This is a genomic window from Stenotrophomonas sp. 364, assembly GCF_009832905.1.
Lineage (GTDB): Bacteria > Pseudomonadota > Gammaproteobacteria > Xanthomonadales > Xanthomonadaceae > Stenotrophomonas > Stenotrophomonas maltophilia_AP.
In genome coordinates, this window is the sequence record NZ_CP047135.1 from 2,666,480 (window position 1) to 2,686,769 (window position 20,290).

Here is a 20,290-nt window from a genome sequence, read left to right on the forward strand (position 1 = left end):
CCCCGGGTGGGTGCAAGGCCTGGATGTCAATTGGGGGGGCTGAGGTGGACGGGGAAGGCCCCATCCCACGGTGGGGATACCTCCCGGGGGCGGTCAACCCGCCTCAGGGGTTGGCCGCGCTGCCCTGCTCTGCGCCGATCCACGGGGTGATCGAGACGCGGATCTTGAGCCGGTTGCCCGGATCTTCGGGCAGGCGCGAGCGGTACTTGGTGCCCTTGTAGACGTAATCCACGTCGTAGGCGATCGGCCGGCGGAACTCGCGGCCCACCGGGATGATCCGGCATTCACGGGTCAGCAGCGGGCCGTTGTTGGCTGCCGGTGCAGGCGCTTCGGCCACCGGTGCCACTTCCTCGGTGCCGTCTTCGCGGCGGAAGATCGAGCGCACCGAGTCCATGAAACGGCCGAACCGGCCTTTGTCTTCCTGCGGCTCTTCGCCGGTGACGTTGACCGGGGCCAGCGTGCGCGTGGAGACCGGCTCGCAGTGTTCTTCGGTGCGGGTGGCGCGCAGGGTCTGGAACACCGGCTCGACGTTGAGCACCTGGGCGTAATCGAACTTCACGTTCTCCACGATCACCACCCGGTTCCGGACCTCGCCGTCCTGGGCGCAGGCCACGGAGGCAGCACCGCCAAGCAGGCAGGTCAGGGTCAGCAACGAAGCGGATTTCATTGGCAACAGGGAAGTGGACAAGGTGGATAGTTTAGGCAGTGCCAGGCACAAGGGGCTGAACATTACCCTTCCGCGATGATTCTGCCCATAGCCCCCTGCCCGGAGCCGGTTGCCGCGCGCCCCCGGCGCTGGACGCCGATGTGATCTAAAATCGCGGACTCGCCCCCTTTTGCCCCCAACCACCGCCCCCATGACCCTGCGCCTGCACAACAACCTGACACGCCAGCTCGAACCGTTCACCCCGCTCGATCCGACCTGTCCGACCCTGTATGTGTGTGGCCCCACGGTCTACAACTATGTGCACATCGGCAACGCCCGCGGCCCGGTGGTGTTCGGGGTGCTGGCGGACCTGCTGCGGCGCCGCTTCGGCGGCCTGCGCTACGCCCGCAACATCACCGACGTGGACGACAAGATCAACACCGCCGCGCGTGAACAGGGCGTGCCGATCTCGGCCATCACCGACCGGTTTGCCGCGGCCTACCGGGAAGACATGGCCGCGCTGGGCGTAGTGCCGCCGGACATCGAGCCGGAGGCGACCGCGCACATCCCGCAGATCGTGGCGATGATCGAGCAGCTGATCGCCTTCGGCCACGCCTATGCGGCCGAAGGCCACGTGCTGTTTTCGGTCGGTTCCTATGCCGGGTATGGCAAGTTGTCGCGCCGCGACCCGGAGGAAATGCTGGCAGGCGCGCGCGTGGACGTGGCCCCGTACAAGCGCGACCCGGGCGACTTCGTCCTGTGGAAGCCCTCCAGCGACGACCTGCCCGGCTGGGAATCGCCGTGGGGCCGGGGTCGTCCGGGCTGGCACATCGAATGCTCGGCGATGGCCGCCGCGCACCTGGGCCCGACCATCGACATCCATGCCGGTGGCGTGGACCTGCAGTTCCCGCACCACGAAAACGAGATCGCGCAGAGCGAGTGCGCCCACGGCGGGCAGACCTTCGCCCGGTTCTGGCTGCACAACGGCATGCTCAATTTTGGCGGCGCCAAGATGAGCAAGTCGATCGGCAACATCGAGCGCGTGCACGACCTGGTGCGCAAGCACGCCCCCGAGGCGCTGCGCTACGCGCTGTTGTCGGCCCACTACCGTCAGCCGCTGGACTGGTCCGACGCGCTGATCGAACAATCCGCGCGCACGCTGGACCGGCTGTACGGCACCCTGCGCGACATGGCAGCCGTGGAGGCCACCGCGGTCATCCCCGCCGAGATGGAGGCCGCGCTGGACGACGACCTCAACACGCCACAGGCCCTGGCCGAACTGGCCCGCATCGCCGGCGAAGCGCGCAAGGCCGCGCCGGCCGAGCAGGCGCGCTGGAAGACCGCGCTGTTGGGGGCTGGCCTGGCGCTGGGCCTGCTGCAGCAGGATCCGGCCGCCTGGTTTGGCAATGCACCGGGCGACGCCGATGACGATGCGCGCATCCAGTCGCTGATCGACGCCCGCACCGCCGCCAAGCAGGGCCGCGACTTCGCCCGCGCCGACGCCATCCGCGACCAGCTGGCCGCCGAGGGCATCGCGCTGGAAGACACCGCTCAGGGCGTGCGCTGGGTGCGCAAGCGTTGATCCGTCGCCCGGCCAACCGCCGGGCGCTACCGCGACACAGATCCGGCCACGGATGGCCGGGTGTTCCCCCCCGAACCATGACGGCCTGACCACGGAAGGCAGCTACCGGCCCGGAGTCCCCCATGACCCTTGCTTCCCCGTTCCCGCTTGAACCCACCGCTGCCGAGGCACAGGCGGCCATCGCCGATGAATTCGCCTTCTTCGGCGACTGGTCCGAGCGCTACCAGTACCTGATCGATCTCGGCCGCAAGCTGCCCACCTTCCCCGACGCGTGGAAGACCGAAGAGCACCGCCTGCTCGGCTGCCAGTCGATGGTGTGGATCGTGCCCGAGGGCAACGCGCAGCAGCTGCGCTTCCACGCCATCAGCGACTCGGCGATCGTCTCCGGGCTGATCTACCTGGCCCTGCGGGTGTATTCGGGCCGTTCGGCCGCCGAGATCCTGGCCACCGAACCGAGCTACATCCAGGACATCGGGCTGTCCCGCCACCTGTCGCCGACCCGTAGCAACGGCGTTGCGGCGATGCTGGCCTTCATCCGCGAGACCGCGCAGTCACAGCACGCCCAGTCGTGAGTACCGACGCCCCTGCCGAACCCGCCGAAAGCGCGCTGACCCTGCTGGCCCGGCCCGGCTTCTCGCTGCTGCTGGCCTACCGCATCTGCGCGATGCTGTCCTACCAGATCGTGGCGGTGACGGTGGGCTGGCACATCTACGAAGTGACCCGCAATCCGTTCTCGCTGGGTCTGGTGGGGCTGGCCGAGGTGCTGCCGTTCTTCTGCGTGGCCCCGTTCGCCGGCTACCTGGTGGACCACCTGCCCCGCCGCCGGCTGGGCATGGTCGCCGCCAGCGGACTGGTGCTCACCGCCGTGGTGCTCACCGCCGTTGCCCAGGGCTGGCTGCCGTTCCACGGGGTGTGGCCGATCTACGCGGCCATCGCCATGACCGGCATGGTCCGCGCGTTCCTGTCGCCGATCTACAACGCCCTGTTCGCCCGCGTGCTCGAGCGCCAGCAGTACGCGCGCGGTGCAGGCCTGGGCGCGGTGGTGTTCCAGGCCGGCATGGTGGCCGGCCCGGCACTGGGTGGCCTGCTGGTGGCGTGGGGCGGCAAGGGCGTGGCCTATGGCGTGGCCGTGGCCGTGGCGCTGATCGCGGTCGGCTGCCTGGCCGTGCTGCGTGTCTCCGAACCGGTGCGCACCGGTCCGGCCGCGCCGATCTTCAAGAGCATCGCCGAAGGCGGTCGCTTCGTGCTCGGCAACCGGATCATGGTCGGGGCGATGGCGCTGGACATGTTCTCGGTGCTGCTCGGCGGCGTGGTGGCGATGCTGCCGGCGTTCCTGCATGAAATCCTGCACCACGGACCGGAAGGCCTGGGCATCCTGCGCGCGGCCCCTGCGCTGGGGTCGGTCTGCGTGGGCCTGTGGCTGGCCCGCCGGCCGCTGCAGCGCAACGCCGGCCGCGTGCTGCTGTTCGCGGTGGCCGGCTTCGGCCTGTGCGTGATCGGCTTCGGGCTGTCGCACAGCTTCTGGCTGTCGGCGATGATCCTGTTGTTCTACGGTGCGTTCGACGGCGTGTCGGTGGTGGTCCGCTCGACCATCCTGCAGCTGGCCACGCCGGAGGAGATGCGCGGCCGGGTGTCGTCCATCAACGGCATCTTCATCAGCTCGTCCAACGAACTGGGCGCGTTCTATGCGGGCACGATGGCCAAGCTGCTCGGCCTGGCCCCGGCCGTGGTGCTGGGCGGTTTCGCCGTGCTCAGCGTGGCCGGCATCATTGCCTGGAAGAATCCGACGCTGCGCCGGTTGAACCTGCGGGATCTGCAGTAGGCACCGACCGTTGGTCGGTGCGCCGTTGTTGCACCGCCGTGGCGACGGCAGCCGACCAACGGTCGGCTGTACCCCGGTGCGGCCCGCGATGAGTTCCTACCCGCACATGCGACGCTCCGTCAAGGCGCTGGCGGGATAGCAATGGGGCGCCGGGCACCCTCGCCACCGAACCACAAAAAAGCCCGGCCGAAGCCGGGCTTTTCACTATCCATCAACCGCCAGAAAATCAGTCGCCCTGCTGCTTCTGCAGGTGCTCCCAACGTTCCTGGGCGTCGATGGTGCGCTCAGCGGTGAGGCGCGCTTCCAGACGGTCCAGGCCGATCTCTTCGCCGGTGTCCACGCAGTAGCCGTAGTCACCGTCTTCCAGACGCTTCAGCGTGCTGTTGATCTTGCCGATCAGCTTGCGGTAACGATCGCGGGTACGCAGTTCCAGCGAGTTCTCGGTCTCGCGGGTGGCGCGCTCGGCTTCATCGCCGATGTCACGCACTTCTTCCTGCAGATTGGCGATGGTCTGCTTGGATTCCTCCACCAGATCATTGCGCCAGTGCTGCAGGCGCTGGCGGAAATACTCCAGCTGCAGCGGGCTCATGTATTCCTCTTCCGCACTCGGCTTGTAGCCTTCGGGCAGGATCGGACGACCGGTGGCTTCGTCAGTCTTGTATTCCACCACCTTGACCTTGGTGCGCGGCGCCGGGGCGGACGAGCGCGCTGCCACGGCAACGGCGACCTTGCCGACCGGACGCGACACGGGCTTGGGGGCGGACTCGGACTTGGCGGGGGTTTTTGCAGGCGATTTCGAAACGGGCACGGGATTCTTGTTTTGCGGGGCCTTGGAGGCGGGGGCTGCTGCTGCCGGCACCGACGCGGACGCCGGCGGGGTAACAGGTTTGGCCGCGCTCTTGGCCGGGACAGACTTGGCCGGCGCCGGCGATGCCGGCTTCGGTGCGGACTTCACTACGGGTGCTGCAACCGGCTTGGTGGCCGGCTTGGGTGCCACGGGCTTGCTGGCGGTTTTACTGGCCTTCACCGGCTTGGCCGGCGGCTGCTTGGCCGCCACCTTCTTCACCGGTGCAGGCTTGGAGGCCGGCGTGACAGCTGCCGGCTTCACGGATTTTTTCGCGACGGTCTTCGCCGGTGCGGCCTTCTTCACCGGCGCCTTGGCGACCGGCTTGGTCACCGCGGCCTTCTTGGCCACGACCTTCTTGGCGGGCGCGGCCTTCTTCACCGGGGCCTTGCTCACCACCGGCTTTTTGGCGACGGCTTTCTTCACCGCCTTGGCCGGGGTCTTGGCGACAGCTTTTTTCACGGGTGCCGTCCTGGCCGCCGGTTGTTTGGATGCAGGCTTGCCAGCCGGCTTGGGGGCCGGTTTTTTGGCAACGGACTTGGCCGCCAACTTCTTAGCAACAGGCTTGGCGGTTTTCTTGGCGGCCTTGACGGCCTTCTTTGCAGTTTTTTTAGCAGCCACGAAACGCTCTTCCTTGGTTTCCCCGGGGCCCGGGAAAGCGGGCCTTTATAGCCTACCCGACCAGCAGCAGCAACCACACCGCCTACTCCGTTCAGCCCCGGAGTCGCAAGGCGTGCGGCCGTTCCGCCCGGTGGGCGGACCGACCTGCGCCGATCGGTACCTGGCCCGGCCAACGGCCGGGGCGGCCCGCCACGCGCGTGGGCGCGGAGGGGACCAACGCCCCATCCTGCGACAAATGCGCCCTTCATGCCAACTGCCTTAAGATTGGCGGGTGATCTCACGCCTGCTCATTGCCCTGCTGCGCTTCTACAAGCGCTTCATCAGCCCGCTGCTGGGGCCGCGTTGCCGCTTCATGCCCAGCTGTTCTGAATACGCCATGCAAGCCATCGCCACGCATGGGCCCGCGCGCGGCAGCTGGCTCGCCGCGCGCCGCCTGGGCCGCTGCCATCCCTTCCATCCCGGTGGCATCGACGAGGTGCCCCCGCGCGCCGCGCACGATGCCCCCTGCCGCTGCACAGGAAAACACTGAAATGTCCTCCACGCTCATCGTCAACGCCCGCCTGGTCAACGAAGGTCGCATCAGCGACGGCGACCTGCGCATCGAAAACGGCCGCATCGCGCAGATCGGCGCCGGCCTGGAGGCCCGCCCGGGTGAAACCGTGGTCGACGCCGCCGGCCGTTGGCTGCTGCCGGGCATGATCGACGACCAGGTCCACTTCCGCGAGCCGGGCCTGACCCACAAGGGTGACATCGCCACCGAGTCGGCCGCGGCCGTGGCCGGCGGGCTGACCAGCTTCATGGACATGCCCAACACCAACCCACCCACGCTCAGCGCCGACATCCTGCAGGCCAAATACGACGCCGCCGCCGGCCGCGCGCGCGCCAACTACGGCTTCTACATGGGCGCCAGCAACGACAACCTGGAACACATCCAGTCACTGGACCCCAAGACCGCGCCGGGTATCAAGGTATTCATGGGGGCTTCCACCGGCAACATGCTGGTGGACAACCCGGAGACCCTGGACGCGATCTTCCGCGACGCGCCCACCCCGATCATCACGCATTGCGAAGACACGCCGATGATCGATGCCAAGGCCAAGGAGTACGCCGAGAAATACGGCGATGCCCTCAGCGCCGAGCAGCACCCGGACATCCGCTCGCGCGAGGCCTGCCTGAAGTCCTCCGAGCTGGCGGTGTCGCTGGCGAAGAAGCACGGCACCCGCCTGCACGTGCTGCACATCTCCACCGCCGACGAGCTCAAGCTGTTCGAGCGCGGCCCGCTGATCCGCGCCGATGGCAGCCGCAAGCAGATCACCGCCGAAACCTGCATCCACTTCCTGCGCTTCGACCGCAGCGACTACGCGCGGCTGGGCAACCTGATCAAGTGCAACCCGGCGATCAAGGAAGCCAGCGACCGCGAAGCACTCACCCGCGCCGTGGCCGAGGACGTGATCGACGTACTGGCCACCGACCACGCCCCGCACACCTGGGAAGAAAAGCAGAAGCCCTACCCGCAGGCGCCGTCGGGCCTGCCGCTGGTGCAGTACGCGCTGGTGGCGGCGCTGGAGCTGGTGCACGAAGGCAAGCTGGAGATCACCCAGGTGGTGCAGAAGTTCGCCCATGCCCCGGCGCAGCTGTTCGATGTGAGCCAGCGCGGCTACCTGCGCGAAGGCTATTTCGCCGACCTGGTGCTGGTGGAGGACGTGCCGTTCACCGTGAAGCGCGAGGACGTGCTGTCCAAGTGCGGCTGGTCGCCGTTCGAGGGCATAACCTTCCGCTCGCGCATTGCCTCGACCTGGGTCAACGGCGAGCTGGCGTGGGACGGCGAGAAGCTGGTGGGCGCGCCGAACGGCCAGCGCATGAGCTTCGACCGCTGATGCGGGCACGTGTGTTGGGCCTGGGCCTGCTCGCGGCGGGCGTCGTGGGCGTGGCCGCATTGCTGCCCTCCTCCGCCGTGGCGCAGGCCGACAGCCGGGTGGTGTTTCCGGCCAGCGCCTCGCAGGGCGCCATGGTGATCGGCAAGGTGCCGGCGGGCAGCGTGGTGCAGTACGCCGGCCGCACGCTGCGGGTGAGCGGCTACGGCAGCGTGGTGTTCGGCATCGGCCGCGATGAGAAGGGCCCGCTGCAGGTCCAGGTGCAGCGTCCCGACGGCGGCAGTGAGACGGTGAGCATCGCGGTGACCCCGCGCGACTGGCCGACCGAACGCGTCAACGGCGTGCCACCCAAAACGGTCAACCCGCCCCCGGCGATTGCCGAGCGGATCAAACGCGAGCAGGCCCAGGTGACGGCGGCGCGTGCGCGCGACGACGATCGCGCCGACTTCGCCAAGCCCTTCATCTGGCCGGTGCAGGGGCGCATCAGCGGCCGCTTCGGCAATGCCCGGGTATACAACGGCCAGCCCGGTGCGGGCCATTCGGGCATGGACATCGCCGTTCCCACCGGCACGCCGGTCAAGGCTCCGGCTGCCGGCGTGGTCACCTTCGCCGGCCCGGACCTGTACCTCACCGGCGGCACCTTGCTGCTGGACCACGGGTTCGGGATCAGCTCGAACTTCCTGCACCTGTCGCGGATCGACGTGAAGCTGGGCGACCGCGTCGAGCAGGGCCAGGTGATTGCCGCGGTCGGGGCCACCGGCCGTGCCACCGGCCCGCACCTGCATTGGGGCATGAACTGGTTCGACACGCGGATCGACCCGCTGCTGGTGCTCGAGCGGGGCAAGTAACCGGTAGTGCCGGCCGCTGGCCGGCTCCCCGCCATCCGTGCATCGCGCGAAAAGCAGCCGGGCAGAACCCGGCGCTACGGGTGGCCCGATCAGCCGCGGCCGGCCCACCAGGTGCGCAGCAGCGTGCGCATCGGCGTGACCTCCAGTTCGCGGCCCTGCGCACTGGCCTGCAGCCGCGCGCGCGCCAGCGAGGCGTACATGCGCCGTGCGCGCGGGCCGGGCACGCGGGCCGGCCACCGCGCCAGCAGCTGCTGCCCCCAGCGTTGCGCGGCATCGCCATCGCCGGCGGCCAGCAGCGAACGCGGCACGGCCGCCACACCTGCGGCATTGAGCCGCTGGGCCAGCGTCTGCACCAGCACCGGGGTGGCCACATCGCCGCGCGTCGGCGTATCAAACATCACCGCTTCCACCGCGGCCACTGCGGCCGCGTACGGCTGCAGCACCTTGAGTGCCTGCGCCGGGTCCGGCGCGGCCGCGCGGGCCTCGACCAGGTCCGGCAGTGCATCGGCCAGCGCGGTCCACGGCGCGCGCACCGGCTCCAGCAGGCGGCCCAACGGGTGGCGCGAGCGCTGCCCGGCCCAGCTGCGCAGTTCCTCGCCCCACCACGCCAGCTTGGCGTCGGCCGGCATCGGATCGCCACTGGTGTTGAGGATGTCGTCGAACTCCTGCAGCAGCGTGAACCACGCCACCACCAGGGTGCGCTGCGCCTCGGGCACGAACGGTTCGGCCACCGACCATTCCGGCCAGCGGGTGCGCCACTTGTCCAGGAAACTGTCGAGGGCACTGGAAGTTGTCACGGGGTGTTCCTTGCAAAGGGGCGGTACCCACCAACGGAGGGTCCCTACCGGGGGTGCGCAGCGGCTCGGCGCCGCTGCGTGCCTGGGTTGCGGTATGTCCCCACCAACGGTGGGTACCTGCCGGGTCAGCCGCGTGCGGGTGGCCAGGCGTCGGCGCGCTGCAATTGCGCGGGGTGCTCGATCATGCGCTCGGCACCCCAGGCCAGCGGGTCGTCAGCGTCCAGCCGGTAGCCCCACAGGGCAGCCACCGAAGCCATGCCCGCTGCGTTGGCGGCCACGATGTCGCGCTCGTCGTCGCCCACGTAGATGCAGGTGGCCGGATCGATGTGCATGCGTTCGGCCGCAGCCAGCAGCGGCAGCGGGTGCGGCTTGCGCTGGGCCAGGGTGTCGCCACCGATCAACACCTTGCAACGCGTGTCCCAACCCAGCTGCGGCACGATCAGCCGCGCCAGGTACTCGGGCTTGTTGGTGACGATGCCCCAGGCGCAGCCCGCCGCATCCAGCGCATCGAGCATGCCGGCCACGCCGTCGAACAGCACCGCGTGCTGGCCGATCAGGGCTTCATAACGCTGCAGGAACTCGGGCACCAGCGCGTCGCGCTCGGCCTGGGCCAGCTCCGGGAAGGCCACCGACACCATCGCCCGCGAGCCCTTGGACACCACCGGGCGCAACGCGTCCAGGCGGATCGGGGCACGCTCTCGCGCGGCCAGCATCGCATTGGCGGTGGCCAGCATGTCCGGCGCGCTGTCCAGCAGCGTGCCGTCCAGGTCGAACAGAACCGCGTGCGGAAAACCGGACTCAGACACCTGCGGCATCGTCCGGCTTGACCGCATGGGCCAGGTAGTTGATGTCGGTGCGGGTGCTCAGCCGCGCGCGGTTGCGCCACGGCTCGTAGGCCATGCCGCTGACATCGCGCAGGCCGAGGTCGGCTTCGCGCAGCCACTTGCCCAGCTCGGCGGGCTTGATGAAATCCTGGTAGTGGTGGGTGCCCTTGGGCAGCAGCCGCGCCACGTACTCGGCACCCACGATGGCCACCGCGAAGGCGGCCGGGGTGCGGTTGACCGTGGACAGGAACAGCTGGCCGCCCGGCTTCAGCAGTCGGTGGCAGGCGGCGATGATCGCGCCCGGGTCCGGCACGTGCTCCAGCATTTCCATGCAGGTGACCACATCGAAACTGCCCGGCTGTTCGGCGGCCAGGTCCTCGGCGGCCTGCACGCGGTAGTCCACCGTCACGCCCGACTCCAGGCTGTGCAGGCGCGCCACCTTGACCAGTTCCGGCGCCAGGTCGATCGCGGTGACGTCGGCGCCTTCCTTGGCCAATGCCTCACTGAGCAGGCCGCCGCCGCAGCCGATATCCAGCACGCGGGCGCCGCGCAGGGCGACCCGCTGGGCGACGTACTGCAGGCGGACCGGGTTCAGGGCATGCAGCGGCTTCTGCGGGCCGTCGACGTCCCACCAGCGGTTGGCAAGGGCGGCGAACTTGTCCAGTTCGGCCTGGTCGAAATTGGTGGACGCGTGGGGGGTGTTCATGGGGATCCTTGGTGCATCAAGCACGGATGTGTCGGATGCGCTCGCGCCACTGGCGCGCGTTGGCGACGATCGCCGCGGTGTCCATGCCGACCAGTTCGCGCTGCACCAGCTTGGGCTGGCCGGCAATCCAGACATCGCTGACCTGGTGGCGGCCGGCGGCGTAGACAAGCTGCGAGAGCACATGGTGCAGCGGTTGGGTTTCCAGCGCGGACAGGTCCACGCAGACCAGATCGGCCTGCTTGCCCACTTCGATCGAGCCGATGCGGTCGCCAAAGCCCAGCGCGCGTGCGCCGCCCAGGGTGGCCGCGCGCAGCGTGGTGGCCGCGTCGAGCGCGGTGGCATCGTTGGCCACGGCCTTGGCCAGGATCGCCGCGGTGCGGTTCTCGCTGAACATGTCCAGATCGTTGTTGCTGGCGCAGCCGTCGGTGCCGATGGCCAGGTTCACACCCGCACGCTGCAGCGCGCACGCCGGGCAGAAGCCGGAGGCCAGTTTGAGGTTGGATTCGGGGCAATGCACCACGCTGACGCCGCGCTCGGCGCACAGGTGGATTTCCGCTTCGGTCAGCTGGGTCATGTGCACCGCGATCAGGCGGTCGTTGACCAGGCCCAAGCGGTCCAGTCGCGCCAGCGGGCGCTGGCCGTGCAGCTTGATCGAGTCGGTGATTTCCTGCGCGGTTTCATGCGTGTGCAGGTGGACCTGCATGTCCAGCTGGTCGGACAGCATGCGCACGCGTTCGAAATTGGCATCGTTGACGGTGTACGGCGCGTGCGGCGCGAACGAGGTGCCGATCAGCGGGTCGTTGCGCCACTGGTCGTGCAGCTCGCCGGCCTTGGCGAAGTACTCGTCGTCGGTCTTGGCCCAGGCGGTCGGGAAATCGATGATCACCGCGCCGACCAGCGCACGGAAGCCGTGCTGCTTGTAGACGGCGGCCTGGACGTCGGAGAAGAAGTAGTTTTCGTTGGCGCAGGTGGTGCCGCCGCGCAGCATCTCCGCGATGGCCAGGGTGGTGCCGTCGGCCACGAACTCCGGCCCGATCACCGCCGCTTCCACCGGCCAGATGTGCTGCTGCAACCAGACCATCAGCGGCAGGTCGTCGGCGAGGCCCCGCAGCAGGGTCATGGGATTGTGGGTATGTGCGTTGACCAGGCCCGGCATCAGCGCCGCCTCCGGGCGCGAGACGGTCTGCTTCGGCGCAAAGCGTTCGCGTGCTTCGGCACGCGGCAGGATCGCGATGATCTCGCTGCCACGCACAGCCACGGCATGGTCTTCCAGCACCACCGCATGCGGTTCGATCGGGACAACGTAACCGGCTTCGATCAACAGGTCACAGGCTTCGGGAATGCGGGCGGTGTCGGTCATGCGGACTCACTTGTCTGGGCGGACGACCCGAGGGTGTGGGCGACCGGGACGCTCTGGAACGGGACGCTCTTGACGTAGAGCCGACCGTTGGTCGGCTGCGCGTGGCATCGGCAGCCGACCAACGGTCGGCTCTACGGGATGCTGCAGCCGACCGACGGTCGGCTCTACGGGATGCTGCAGCCGACCAACGGTCGGCTCTACCGTGATCCGGCCTTGGTCGCCAACAGCAGCCGACCAACGGTCGGCTCTACCGTGATACGGCCTTGATCGCCAACAGCAGCCGACCAACGGTCGGCTCTACCGTAATCCGGCTTCGCCGGATTACTTGCCTGCGCGGGCGGAGTATTCGCCCGAACGGGTGTCGACCTTGATGATTTCATCCTGGTTGACGAACAGCGGCACGCGGACCACGGCACCGGTTTCCAGGGTGGCCGGCTTGCCGCCGCCGCCGGAGGTGTCACCACGGACGCCCGGGTCGGTTTCGACGATCTTCAATTCGACGAAGTTCGGCGGCTGGACGAAGATCGGCTCGCCGTTCCACAGGGTGACGATGCAGGACTCTTCGCCCTTCAGCCACTTTTCGGCACCGCCCATGCCGGACTTGACGGCCTGGACCTGCTCGAAGGATTCCGGGTCCATGAAGTGCCAGTACTCGCCGTCGCTGTACATGAAGTCCATGTTGGTGTCGACCACGTCCGCCTTCTCCACGTCGTCGGTCGCCTTCATGGTCATTTCGACCACGCGGCCCGACTTGATGAAGCGGTACTTCATGCGGGTGAAGGCCTGGCCCTTGCCCGGCTTGACGTATTCGGTCTCGGTGATGACCGCCGGTTCATTGTTGACCAGGATCTTCATCCCGTTCTTGACATCGTTCATGCCCACAGTGGCCATGCTGAAACTCCTGAATGGGCAAACGCCGCGCAGGCGCGGCGAGCCGGATAGAATGGAAAACCCACCGGCACCGGTGGGGTGACTCGTTTTTCTGACCGACATGATAACCGCAGGCCCCCATTCCATGCAGCTTTCCGCCACGCCCCTGCCCACCCCCGTGCGCTGGCAACAGCTGTGGCGCCAGGCGGTACGCGACCCACGGGTGCTGCTGCAGCAGCTGGGCCTGGACCCGGATGCCCTGCCCGTATCGGCCGAAGCGGCCAGCCAGTTCGCGGTGCGCGTACCGCAGGGCTTCATCGCCCGCATGCGGCACGGCGACCGCCACGACCCGCTGCTGCGCCAGGTGCTGCCGATCAGCGATGAAATGCAGGTGGTACCGGGCTTCAGCCTAGACGCGGTCGGCGACGGCCTGGCCAAGAAGGCCACCGGGGTCATCCAGAAGTACCGCGGCCGCGCCCTGCTGGTGACCACCGGCAGCTGCGCGATCAACTGCCGCTACTGCTTCCGCCGCCACTTCGACTACGGCACCGAGAACGCGGCCAAGGAAGGCTGGCGCGAGGCGGTGGATGCCATCGCCCAGGACCCGGACATCGACGAGGTGATCCTGTCTGGCGGCGACCCGTTGTCCCTGGCCACCCACAAGCTGGTCGAGCTGACCGATGCGCTGCGGCAGATCCCGCATCTGCGCCGCCTGCGCATCCACAGCCGCCTGCCGGTGGTGCTGCCCGAACGCGTGGACGAGGACCTGGTGCAGTGGCTGGCCAGCCTGCCCTGGCCGCTGGCGTTCGTGATCCACGCCAACCATGCCAATGAATTCGACGCCAGCGTGGACGCGGCGATGGCCCGCCTGCGCGGTGCCGGGGCCACCCTGCTCAACCAGGCGGTACTGCTGCGCGGGGTCAACGACTCGCTGCAGGCCCTGCAGGACCTGAGCGAGCGCAGCTTCGCCGCCGGCGTGCTGCCGTACTACCTCTACCAGGTGGACCGGGTGGAGGGCGTGGCCCACTTCGAGGTCAGTGACGAGACGGCCAAGGCGCTGCACGCGCAGCTGACGACGCGGCTGTCGGGCTACCTGGTGCCCAAGCTGGTCCGCGAGATTTCCGGCGACGGCAGCAAGCGCCCGGTTTAAGGCGAGCGCCCCCCAACGGTGGCCGCCACGTAGAGCCGGGCTCTGCCCGGCTGATCCGCCAACGCACGTAGAGCCGGGCTCTGCCCGGCTGATCCGCCAACGTAAATCCAGCCGGGCAGAGCCCGGCTCTACGGGGTCTTGCCGGTGCGCAGCCGGGCAGAGCCCGGCTCTACGGGCTTGCGCCCTACACGCCGGACTCGATCATTTCCACGACGTCGGTGGCGCTGACCGGGTGGCTCAGCCAGTAGCCCTGGCCCAGGTCGCAGCCGCGCTGGCAGAGCAGGTCGAACTGCACTTCCTGCTCGATACCCTCGGCCACCACGGTGATGCCCAGCGCATGGGCCATGGCGATGATCGCCGTGGTCAGGGCCAGGTCGTCCGGGTCGCGCTGCATGTCGGCCACGAAGCTCTTGTCGATCTTGACCCCGTCCACCGGCACCTGGCGCAGGTGGCTCAGGCCGGAGAAGCCGGTGCCGAAGTCATCCAGCCACACCTTCACCCCGGTGCGGTGCAGCTTGTCCAGCAGCGCCGCGGCCAGCATTTCATCGCCGATCACCGCCGTTTCGGTCAGCTCCAGGTGCAGCCGCGAGGCCGGCAGGCCGGTGTCGCGCAGGCACTCGGCCACCAGGTTGGGCAGCTCGCCGCCCCGCAGCTGGCGCGGCGATACGTTGACCGAGACAAACAGGCCGTCCCCGTCCACGCCATGCGGCCACTGCACCGCTTCCATGCAGGCCGCGCGCAGCACCTTCGGGCCGATCACCTCGATCAGGCCACTCTGCTCGGCCACTTCGATGAACACCGACGGCGGGATCGTGCCCAGCGTGGGGTGCTGCCAGCGCAGCAGCACTTCCACACCGACCATGCGCCGGTCGCGGGTGCGGAAGATCGGCTGGTAGACCAGCCGCAGTTCGCCGCGCTCCCAGGCGCCCCGCAGCTCCTGCTCCATGTGCACGCGGCGCTCCACCGCATGGTCCATCGCGCGGCTGTAATAGCGGTAGCAGTTCTTGCCGGCCACCTTGGCCTGGTACATCGCGATGTCGCCATTCTTCAACAGCGTGGTCGCATCGGCCGCATCGTCGGGGAACAGGGTCACGCCGATGGACGTACCCAGGAACAACTCGCGGCCCTGCACGAACAGCGGCTTGCCCAGTTCGCGGACCAGGATCTCGGCCAGTTGGCGGGCGTGGGCGGCCACATCGCCGTCACCCAGCAGGATCACAAACTCATCGCCACCAAAGCGGGCCAGCAGCGCCTCGTCGCCCCCGGCCTGCGCCACGGCGGTGCTGATGCGCTGGGCGAACTGCAGCAGCGCCTCATCGCCGGCTTCATGGCCCAGGGTGTCGTTGACCCGCTTGAAGTCATCCATGTCGGCGAACAGCAGCGCCAGGCGGTGGCCAGAGGCGCGCGCGGCCATCAGCCGGTGGTCCAGCGCCTCACGGAACGCCAGGCGGTTGGTCAGCCCCGTCAGCGCATCGGTGTAGGCCATGTGCCGCACTTCGCGGTCGTGGCGGGCGATCGACTCGCTCATCCGGCCGAACGCACGTACCAGCTCGCCCACCTCGTCCTTGCGCGGGCTTTCATGCAGCGTCAGCTGGTAATCGCCCGCCTCGATCTGGCGCGCGGCCCCGGCCAGCCAGCGGATCGGGGCCACCAGGGTGCGCTGCACATAGATGATCATGCCCACGCCGATGCCGACCAGCAGCCCCAGCATCAGCAGCAGCCAGCCCAGATGGCGCTTGCCCACCTGCTGGAGGCGCTCGCCCAGGGTCTGGTTGGCGCGCTGTTCCATCGCCTGCACGTCATCCAGCGCCATGCCCACCCGGACCCCGCCGATGCGCTGGTTGCCGATCATGATCGGCATCGCGTTGTCGAGCACCTTGGGCGACTGCTGCACCACCAGCGCCCGCGCAGCGACCGCGCCGGGCGCCAGCGGGTCGCTCATCGGCCGGCCGAAGTCGATCACCTCGGCCGAGCCGTCGTGGATGAGCTTGCCGTCCTCGTCGAACACCAGCACGTAGCGCACCACCTGCTGCCGCGAAGTGTTGCGCACCAGCGCGCCGACCTGCTCCAGGTCGTTGTAGTACAGCGGATTGGCCAGCGCGTCGGACAGCTCGCGCGCCAGCGCTTCACCGCGGCTGCGCACGCTGCGGTCGAAGAGGTCATGGATGACGTTGCCACTGAGGTGCTGGACCTCATCCTGCATGGTCGCCTGGCGCCCAAGCACCACCGCGACGATGGCGATCACCACCAGCATCGCACCGCTCATCGCCAGCACGAAGCGTGCCTGCATTCCGGAACCCAACAGCCTCATTCCACTTCCATCCGCACGCGAGCCAAGCCTTGTTTGAGTTCATCCAACCGGTGCTGCATCTGCGCATCCACCCGATGGAATCCGGACGTACCAAAAAATGTCTGCAGCGCATCCTGCGCCTTGGGATCCGATGCCGCCTCCAGCAGCACCGCCTGCAACCGGTCGCGCACCCGTTCATCCAGGCCGGCGCGCACCATTTCCACCGCGCGCGGGTACGGCTCGGTACGATGGATGACACGGAAATCACGCCGGAAGGTGGCCGGAATGCGATGGCCATCGGTCCAGTCCACGCTGCTGACCGCCCCGGCGTCCACCACGCCCTTGTGGACCAGGGTGGCGATATTGCCCTCGGTGCGTGCAAACACATAGCCCACCGTATCGGGGGCGGCAGCATCCCGCGCGGACAGCAGGATCTCGGGGGTCAGCCCCTGCTGCAACAGGGTCATCACCGGCACCAGGTAGGCACTGGTGGAGGCCACGTTCTGCAGCGCCAGGGTGTGCCCCTTGAGGTCGGCCAGCGTCGCAATGGTGCTGTCCCGGCGCACGAAGAACACGGTGTGGTAGTCGCGTACGCCGCTGCGCTCGGTCAGCAGCAGGGGCTTGGCGCCACTGCGCAGGCCCAGCGCCACCGCGGTACCGGAGGTTTCAGTGACCCAGTCCACCCGGCCACGGCGCAGGTAGCTGGCCATCTGCTGGGCGTCGGGTGCCATCAGGATGCGGCCTTCGGTGATGCCGACGTCGCGCATGCGCGGAACCACGTAATCGAGCAGGGGTTGCAGCTGCGCATAGTGTGACTTGGGGTTGTCGCTGATCCGGCCCAGCACCAGCACATTGTCCGATGCCGCTGACGCAGGTCCGGCCATCAGCACGATAGCCAGACACAGCAGACCTCCCTGCAGCAGCCATCGCAGACCCGGCACTCCCATCACTCCCCCCAAGGAATCCGAACAGCCTACCCGAAAAAGTGAGAACTGCGTCAGCTCATTCGGGCTTGGTGGTGGCCAGCCGTGCCATCCGCTGTGCGTCGGACAGGATGCCGCGCAGCAGGCGGACTTCCTGTTCGCTCAAGCCCGTACGCAGGAACAGGCGGCGCAGTTTGCGCATGGCCGATTCCGGCGCACGGCCCTTATGGAAGTCGATGTCGTCCAGGGTCTGGCCAAGCTGGGCGAACATCCCTTCGACCTGGGCATGGCTGGCCGGCTGCTCGCGGAACTCCGGGTCGGCCGGGGCGGCGCCGGCAACGCCGCCGAGCACGGCCATGCGCGTTTCATAGGCCAGCACCTGCACGGCGGCGGCCAGGTTCAACGAGCTGAAGTCGGGGTTGGACGGGATATGCACGGCCAGGTGGCACAGCTGCAGTTCTTCGTTGGTCAGGCCGGTGCGCTCGCGGCCAAACACGAAGGCCACTTCGGCCGGTTCGGCGGCCTTGGCCAAGGCGCGCTGGGCGGCAACGGCCGGCAGCAGTTCCTCAAGCTGGACCCGGCGGGCGCGGGCGGTGCAGCCCAGGACCAGGGTGCAGTCGGCGACGGCCTCGGCCAGGGTGGCCACGACCGGTGCATCGCCGAGCACGTCCTCGGCGCCGGCCGAGCGCCGGAACGCTTCATCATCCAGCGGCTTTTCCGGAGCCACCAGGACCAGCCGGGACAGGCCCATGGTCTTCATGGCGCGCGCCGCAGCGCCCATGTTGCCGGGGTGCTGGGTGCCGACCAGGACGAATCGGATACGGGTAGGAGCGGTTTCAACGGACATGAACAGGCCAAACGCGAGCAGGACAGCCACAGATGGTAAACTGTGCGACCGGCCTCTGCGCCGGGACCGCTCTTTTCCCCCGCCAGTACCCCCCCACTCTGCCTTTCCGGGAGCTTTTCGCCATGCAGAAACCCGCCGTCACCGTCATGGTCAAGGCCGCCCGCCTCGCCGGCAACGTCCTGTTGCGCAACATCAACAAGCTCGAGGCGTTGAACGTCGTGCAGAAGGGGCGCATGGACTATGCCAGTGAAGTCGATGCGGATGCGGAAAAGGTCATCGTCAAGGAACTCAAGCGCGCCTATCCCGAGTACGGGATCATGGGCGAGGAAGGTGGCGTGCAGGGTGTGAACCGTTATATGTGGGTGATCGACCCGCTGGACGGCACCAGCAACTACCTGCGCGGCTTTCCGCACTACTGTGTGTCCATCGCGCTGGTCGAGAACGGCGAGCCTATCGATGCGGTGATCTTCGATCCGCTCCGCAATGAACTGTTCACCGCCAGCCGTGGCGCTGGTGCGGTGCTGAACGACCGTCGCATCCGCGTGGCCGACCGCAAGGACATGGGCGGCGCGATGATCCACACCGGTTTCGCCCCGCGTGAGCGCCAGCGCGCCAGTTCGCAGCTGAAGGCTGTGGATGCGCTGCTGGTGCACGCCGAAGACGTGCGCCGTACCGGTTCGGCCGCGCTGGATCTGGCCTACGTGGCCTGCGGCCGCGCCGACGCCTACTTCGAAGCCGGGCTGAAGGCCTGGGACATCGCCGCCGGCGTGCTGCTGGTCCGCGAGGCCGGTGGCCGGGTCTGTGACTACAAGGGCGCCACCCCGGCCCGCATGGACAGCCGCGGCCCGGAGACCCAGCAGATCGTGGCCGGCAACGTGAAGAACACCGACGTGCTGCAGAAGGTGCTGGTCAACACCGGCTACGCAGCCGAGTTCGACGCCAAGTTCTGATCCACTCGACACCTTGCCCCCCCGACAACGGCGCCCCAGGGCGCCGTTGTTGTTTGCGCCGTACGTGTAGAGCCGGGCTCTGCCCGGCTGCTCTTGGGGCAAATGCAATGTCAAAGGCCCCATTGGCCCTGCATGCCGGGGCTGGGCAAGGACCGTGTGGGTGCGGGACCCTGAGCCGCATGGATGCGGCGACGGAGCTCACAGGGACGTACTTGCAGCGTGTCCCGCCCCCCCCCCACCCGTACCAGCCAGCCCACAACACGCGATGGGCGTGGCGCTTGGCCGTGGCATTCGCCTTTGATACTGCTCTTGCCTCAACGGCAGCCGGGCAGAGCCCGGCTCTACCAGGGAACAACGCAGACACAAAAACGCCCGGCCGAAGCCGGGCGTTCCAAGGTTTCAGCGCACCGTGGATCAGGCTGCGGCGCTGGCCTTCAGGGCGGCGATGCGCTCTTCCAGCGGCGGGTGGCTCATGAACAGCTTGCGGGCCGTCGAACCGGCGATGCCGAAGGCGGCGATCTGGGTCGGCAGCGTGCTCTGGCCGTGGTTGAGCTTCAACCGCTCCAGCGCCGCGATCATCTTCTGGCGGCCGGCCAGGTGTGCACCGCCCGCATCGGCGCGGAACTCGCGGTGGCGCGAGAACCACATCGAAATCATCGTCGCGAACACACCGAACACCATCTCCAGCACGAACACGATGATGTAGTACGCAAAGCCCCGGCCGCCGCCTTCGCGGTTGCCCGACAGCGCGCTGTCGATGAAACCACCCACGATGCGGGCCAGCACGATCACGAACGTATTCAACACGCCCTGCAGCAGCGCCATCGTGATCATGTCACCGTTGGCCACGTGCGCGATCTCGTGGCCCAGCACCGCCTCGGCCTCGTCCTCGCTCATGTTGTGCAGCAGGCCCGTGGACACCGCCACCAACGCCTTGTTGCGGTTGGCACCGGTCGCGAACGCGTTGATTTCCGGGCCGTCGTACACCGCCACCTCCGGCATCCCGATGCCGGCCTCGCGGGCCTGCCGCTCGACCGTGGCCAGCAGCCAGCGCTCGGTCGGATTGCGCGGCTCGGTGATCACCACCGCGCCCGTGGAACGCTTGGCCATCCATTTGGACAGCAACAGCGAAATGAAGGAACCACCGAAGCCGAAGATGGCCGCCATCACCAGCAGGCCGCTCATCTGGTTGGGGTTCACGCCCAACAGCGACATCACGATGCCCGCCAGGACCAGCACGGCAAGGTTGGTCAGAAGGAAGAGAGCAATGCGACTGAACATGGGAAAATGACGCTCACTGGAGGTTGATGACTGCAAATCTGCGGGGACTTCAGGT

The 20,290-nt window shown here is 68.1% G+C and carries 19 protein-coding genes; 8 read left to right on the forward strand and 11 right to left on the reverse strand.

All coding sequences use genetic code 11. The annotated features are described in order from the left end of the window. Positions 1–103: 103 nt before the first annotated feature. Positions 104–667, reverse strand: coding sequence for a hypothetical protein (locus GQ674_RS12130; RefSeq protein WP_159497279.1), 564 nt, complete (start codon positions 665–667; stop codon positions 104–106). Positions 668–857: 190 nt separating this feature from the next. On the opposite strand from GQ674_RS12130, the gene cysS reads away from it, so the two are divergent. From cysS to GQ674_RS12145, 3 genes are all read left to right on the forward strand, one after another. Then, positions 858–2,228 carry a cysteine--tRNA ligase gene (cysS, locus tag GQ674_RS12135; protein ID WP_159497280.1) on the forward strand — a complete coding sequence of 457 codons (1,371 nt, stop codon included), beginning with the start codon at positions 858–860 and terminating at the stop codon, positions 2,226–2,228. 122 nt (positions 2,229–2,350) lie between these two features. Continuing rightward, positions 2,351–2,800, forward strand: a complete 450-nt coding sequence (locus GQ674_RS12140; RefSeq protein WP_128096867.1) for a SufE family protein — start codon at positions 2,351–2,353, stop codon at positions 2,798–2,800. Further along, a complete protein-coding gene (locus GQ674_RS12145; RefSeq protein WP_159497281.1) occupies positions 2,797–4,050 on the forward strand; it encodes an MFS transporter in 1,254 nt (417 codons plus the stop codon). Before GQ674_RS12140 ends, GQ674_RS12145 begins: the two co-directional genes overlap by 4 nt. Positions 4,051–4,276: 226 nt before the next feature. Here the strand turns inward: GQ674_RS12145 and dksA are convergent, their stop codons facing one another. Next, the gene (dksA, locus tag GQ674_RS12150; protein WP_159497282.1) at positions 4,277–5,515 is read right to left on the reverse strand and encodes an RNA polymerase-binding protein DksA; all 1,239 of its coding nucleotides are present in this window, start codon (positions 5,513–5,515) and stop codon (positions 4,277–4,279) included. 271 nt (positions 5,516–5,786) lie between these two features. On the opposite strand from dksA, the gene yidD reads away from it, so the two are divergent. The 3 genes from yidD to GQ674_RS12165 are packed head-to-tail and all read left to right on the forward strand — an operon-like array spanning position 5,787 to position 8,237. Then, complete coding sequence (yidD, locus tag GQ674_RS12155) at positions 5,787–6,044, forward strand: membrane protein insertion efficiency factor YidD (protein ID WP_159497283.1); 258 nt, start codon at positions 5,787–5,789, stop codon at positions 6,042–6,044. A 1-nt stretch (position 6,045) separates the two neighbouring features. Continuing rightward, a complete protein-coding gene (locus GQ674_RS12160; protein WP_159497284.1) occupies positions 6,046–7,392 on the forward strand; it encodes a dihydroorotase in 1,347 nt (448 codons plus the stop codon). After that, complete coding sequence (locus tag GQ674_RS12165) at positions 7,392–8,237, forward strand: M23 family metallopeptidase (protein WP_201290154.1); 846 nt, start codon at positions 7,392–7,394, stop codon at positions 8,235–8,237. Before GQ674_RS12160 ends, GQ674_RS12165 begins: the two co-directional genes overlap by 1 nt. Positions 8,238–8,326: 89 nt before the next feature. Here GQ674_RS12165 and GQ674_RS12170 read toward each other — a convergent pair whose 3' ends face one another. The 5 genes from GQ674_RS12170 to efp form a co-directional block, all read right to left on the reverse strand. After that, positions 8,327–9,034: a squalene/phytoene synthase family protein gene (locus GQ674_RS12170; protein WP_159497286.1), complete on the reverse strand. Its 708-nt coding sequence runs from the start codon at positions 9,032–9,034 to the stop codon at positions 8,327–8,329. Positions 9,035–9,159: 125 nt separating this feature from the next. Further along, entirely contained in the window at positions 9,160–9,840 is a 681-nt protein-coding gene (locus tag GQ674_RS12175) for a phosphoglycolate phosphatase (protein WP_236546070.1), read from the reverse strand. Further along, entirely contained in the window at positions 9,833–10,564 is a 732-nt protein-coding gene (ubiG, locus tag GQ674_RS12180) for a bifunctional 2-polyprenyl-6-hydroxyphenol methylase/3-demethylubiquinol 3-O-methyltransferase UbiG (protein ID WP_159497288.1), read from the reverse strand. The genes GQ674_RS12175 and ubiG overlap by 8 nt, the downstream gene beginning before the upstream one ends. 16 nt (positions 10,565–10,580) lie before the next feature. Beyond that, on the reverse strand, positions 10,581–11,924 hold the full coding sequence (locus GQ674_RS12185) for a TRZ/ATZ family hydrolase (protein ID WP_159497289.1): 1,344 nt from the start codon (positions 11,922–11,924) through the stop codon (positions 10,581–10,583). A gap of 321 nt (positions 11,925–12,245) precedes the next feature. After that, the gene (efp, locus tag GQ674_RS12190; protein ID WP_128097720.1) at positions 12,246–12,815 is read right to left on the reverse strand and encodes an elongation factor P; all 570 of its coding nucleotides are present in this window, start codon (positions 12,813–12,815) and stop codon (positions 12,246–12,248) included. 100 nt (positions 12,816–12,915) lie between these two features. Here efp and epmB point away from each other — a divergent pair, with 100 nt between their 5' ends. Then, positions 12,916–13,944: an EF-P beta-lysylation protein EpmB gene (gene epmB, locus GQ674_RS12195; protein WP_159497290.1), complete on the forward strand. Its 1,029-nt coding sequence runs from the start codon at positions 12,916–12,918 to the stop codon at positions 13,942–13,944. Between the two features lie 184 nt (positions 13,945–14,128). Here epmB and GQ674_RS12200 read toward each other — a convergent pair whose 3' ends face one another. Genes GQ674_RS12200 through GQ674_RS12210 form a run of 3 tightly spaced genes read right to left on the reverse strand, consistent with a single transcriptional unit; the run spans position 14,129 to position 18,004 of the window. Next, on the reverse strand, positions 14,129–16,255 hold the full coding sequence (locus tag GQ674_RS12200) for an EAL domain-containing protein (RefSeq protein WP_159497291.1): 2,127 nt from the start codon (positions 16,253–16,255) through the stop codon (positions 14,129–14,131). Then, positions 16,252–17,184 (reverse strand): phosphate/phosphite/phosphonate ABC transporter substrate-binding protein, encoded by a 933-nt coding sequence (locus tag GQ674_RS12205; RefSeq protein ID WP_159497292.1) that lies wholly within the window; start codon positions 17,182–17,184, stop codon positions 16,252–16,254. Before GQ674_RS12205 ends, GQ674_RS12200 begins: the two co-directional genes overlap by 4 nt. 52 nt (positions 17,185–17,236) lie before the next feature. Next, a complete protein-coding gene (locus GQ674_RS12210) occupies positions 17,237–18,004 on the reverse strand; it encodes an RNA methyltransferase (protein ID WP_159497293.1) in 768 nt (255 codons plus the stop codon). Positions 18,005–18,126: 122 nt separating this feature from the next. On the opposite strand from GQ674_RS12210, the gene GQ674_RS12215 reads away from it, so the two are divergent. Next, on the forward strand, positions 18,127–18,954 hold the full coding sequence (locus tag GQ674_RS12215; protein WP_038687391.1) for an inositol monophosphatase family protein: 828 nt from the start codon (positions 18,127–18,129) through the stop codon (positions 18,952–18,954). A 414-nt stretch (positions 18,955–19,368) separates the two neighbouring features. On the opposite strand, the gene htpX is transcribed toward GQ674_RS12215, so the two are convergent. After that, the gene (htpX, locus tag GQ674_RS12220; RefSeq protein WP_159497294.1) at positions 19,369–20,235 is read right to left on the reverse strand and encodes a protease HtpX; all 867 of its coding nucleotides are present in this window, start codon (positions 20,233–20,235) and stop codon (positions 19,369–19,371) included. Positions 20,236–20,290: the final 55 nt, after the last annotated feature.

Coding starts and splice junctions, on each gene's coding strand:
- GQ674_RS12130 (WP_159497279.1), bottom strand. CDS start 667: ATGAAATCCGCTTCGTTGCTGACCCTGACCTGCCTGCTTGGCGGTGCT.
- cysS (WP_159497280.1), top strand. CDS start 858: ATGACCCTGCGCCTGCACAACAACCTGACACGCCAGCTCGAACCGTTC.
- GQ674_RS12140 (WP_128096867.1), top strand. CDS start 2,351: ATGACCCTTGCTTCCCCGTTCCCGCTTGAACCCACCGCTGCCGAGGCA.
- GQ674_RS12160 (WP_159497284.1), top strand. CDS start 6,046: ATGTCCTCCACGCTCATCGTCAACGCCCGCCTGGTCAACGAAGGTCGC.
- GQ674_RS12165 (WP_201290154.1), top strand. CDS start 7,392: ATGCGGGCACGTGTGTTGGGCCTGGGCCTGCTCGCGGCGGGCGTCGTG.
- ubiG (WP_159497288.1), bottom strand. CDS start 10,564: ATGAACACCCCCCACGCGTCCACCAATTTCGACCAGGCCGAACTGGAC.
- GQ674_RS12185 (WP_159497289.1), bottom strand. CDS start 11,924: ATGACCGACACCGCCCGCATTCCCGAAGCCTGTGACCTGTTGATCGAA.
- efp (WP_128097720.1), bottom strand. CDS start 12,815: ATGGCCACTGTGGGCATGAACGATGTCAAGAACGGGATGAAGATCCTG.
- epmB (WP_159497290.1), top strand. CDS start 12,916: ATGATAACCGCAGGCCCCCATTCCATGCAGCTTTCCGCCACGCCCCTG.
- GQ674_RS12200 (WP_159497291.1), bottom strand. CDS start 16,255: ATGAGGCTGTTGGGTTCCGGAATGCAGGCACGCTTCGTGCTGGCGATG.
- GQ674_RS12210 (WP_159497293.1), bottom strand. CDS start 18,004: ATGTCCGTTGAAACCGCTCCTACCCGTATCCGATTCGTCCTGGTCGGC.
- GQ674_RS12215 (WP_038687391.1), top strand. CDS start 18,127: ATGCAGAAACCCGCCGTCACCGTCATGGTCAAGGCCGCCCGCCTCGCC.
- htpX (WP_159497294.1), bottom strand. CDS start 20,235: ATGTTCAGTCGCATTGCTCTCTTCCTTCTGACCAACCTTGCCGTGCTG.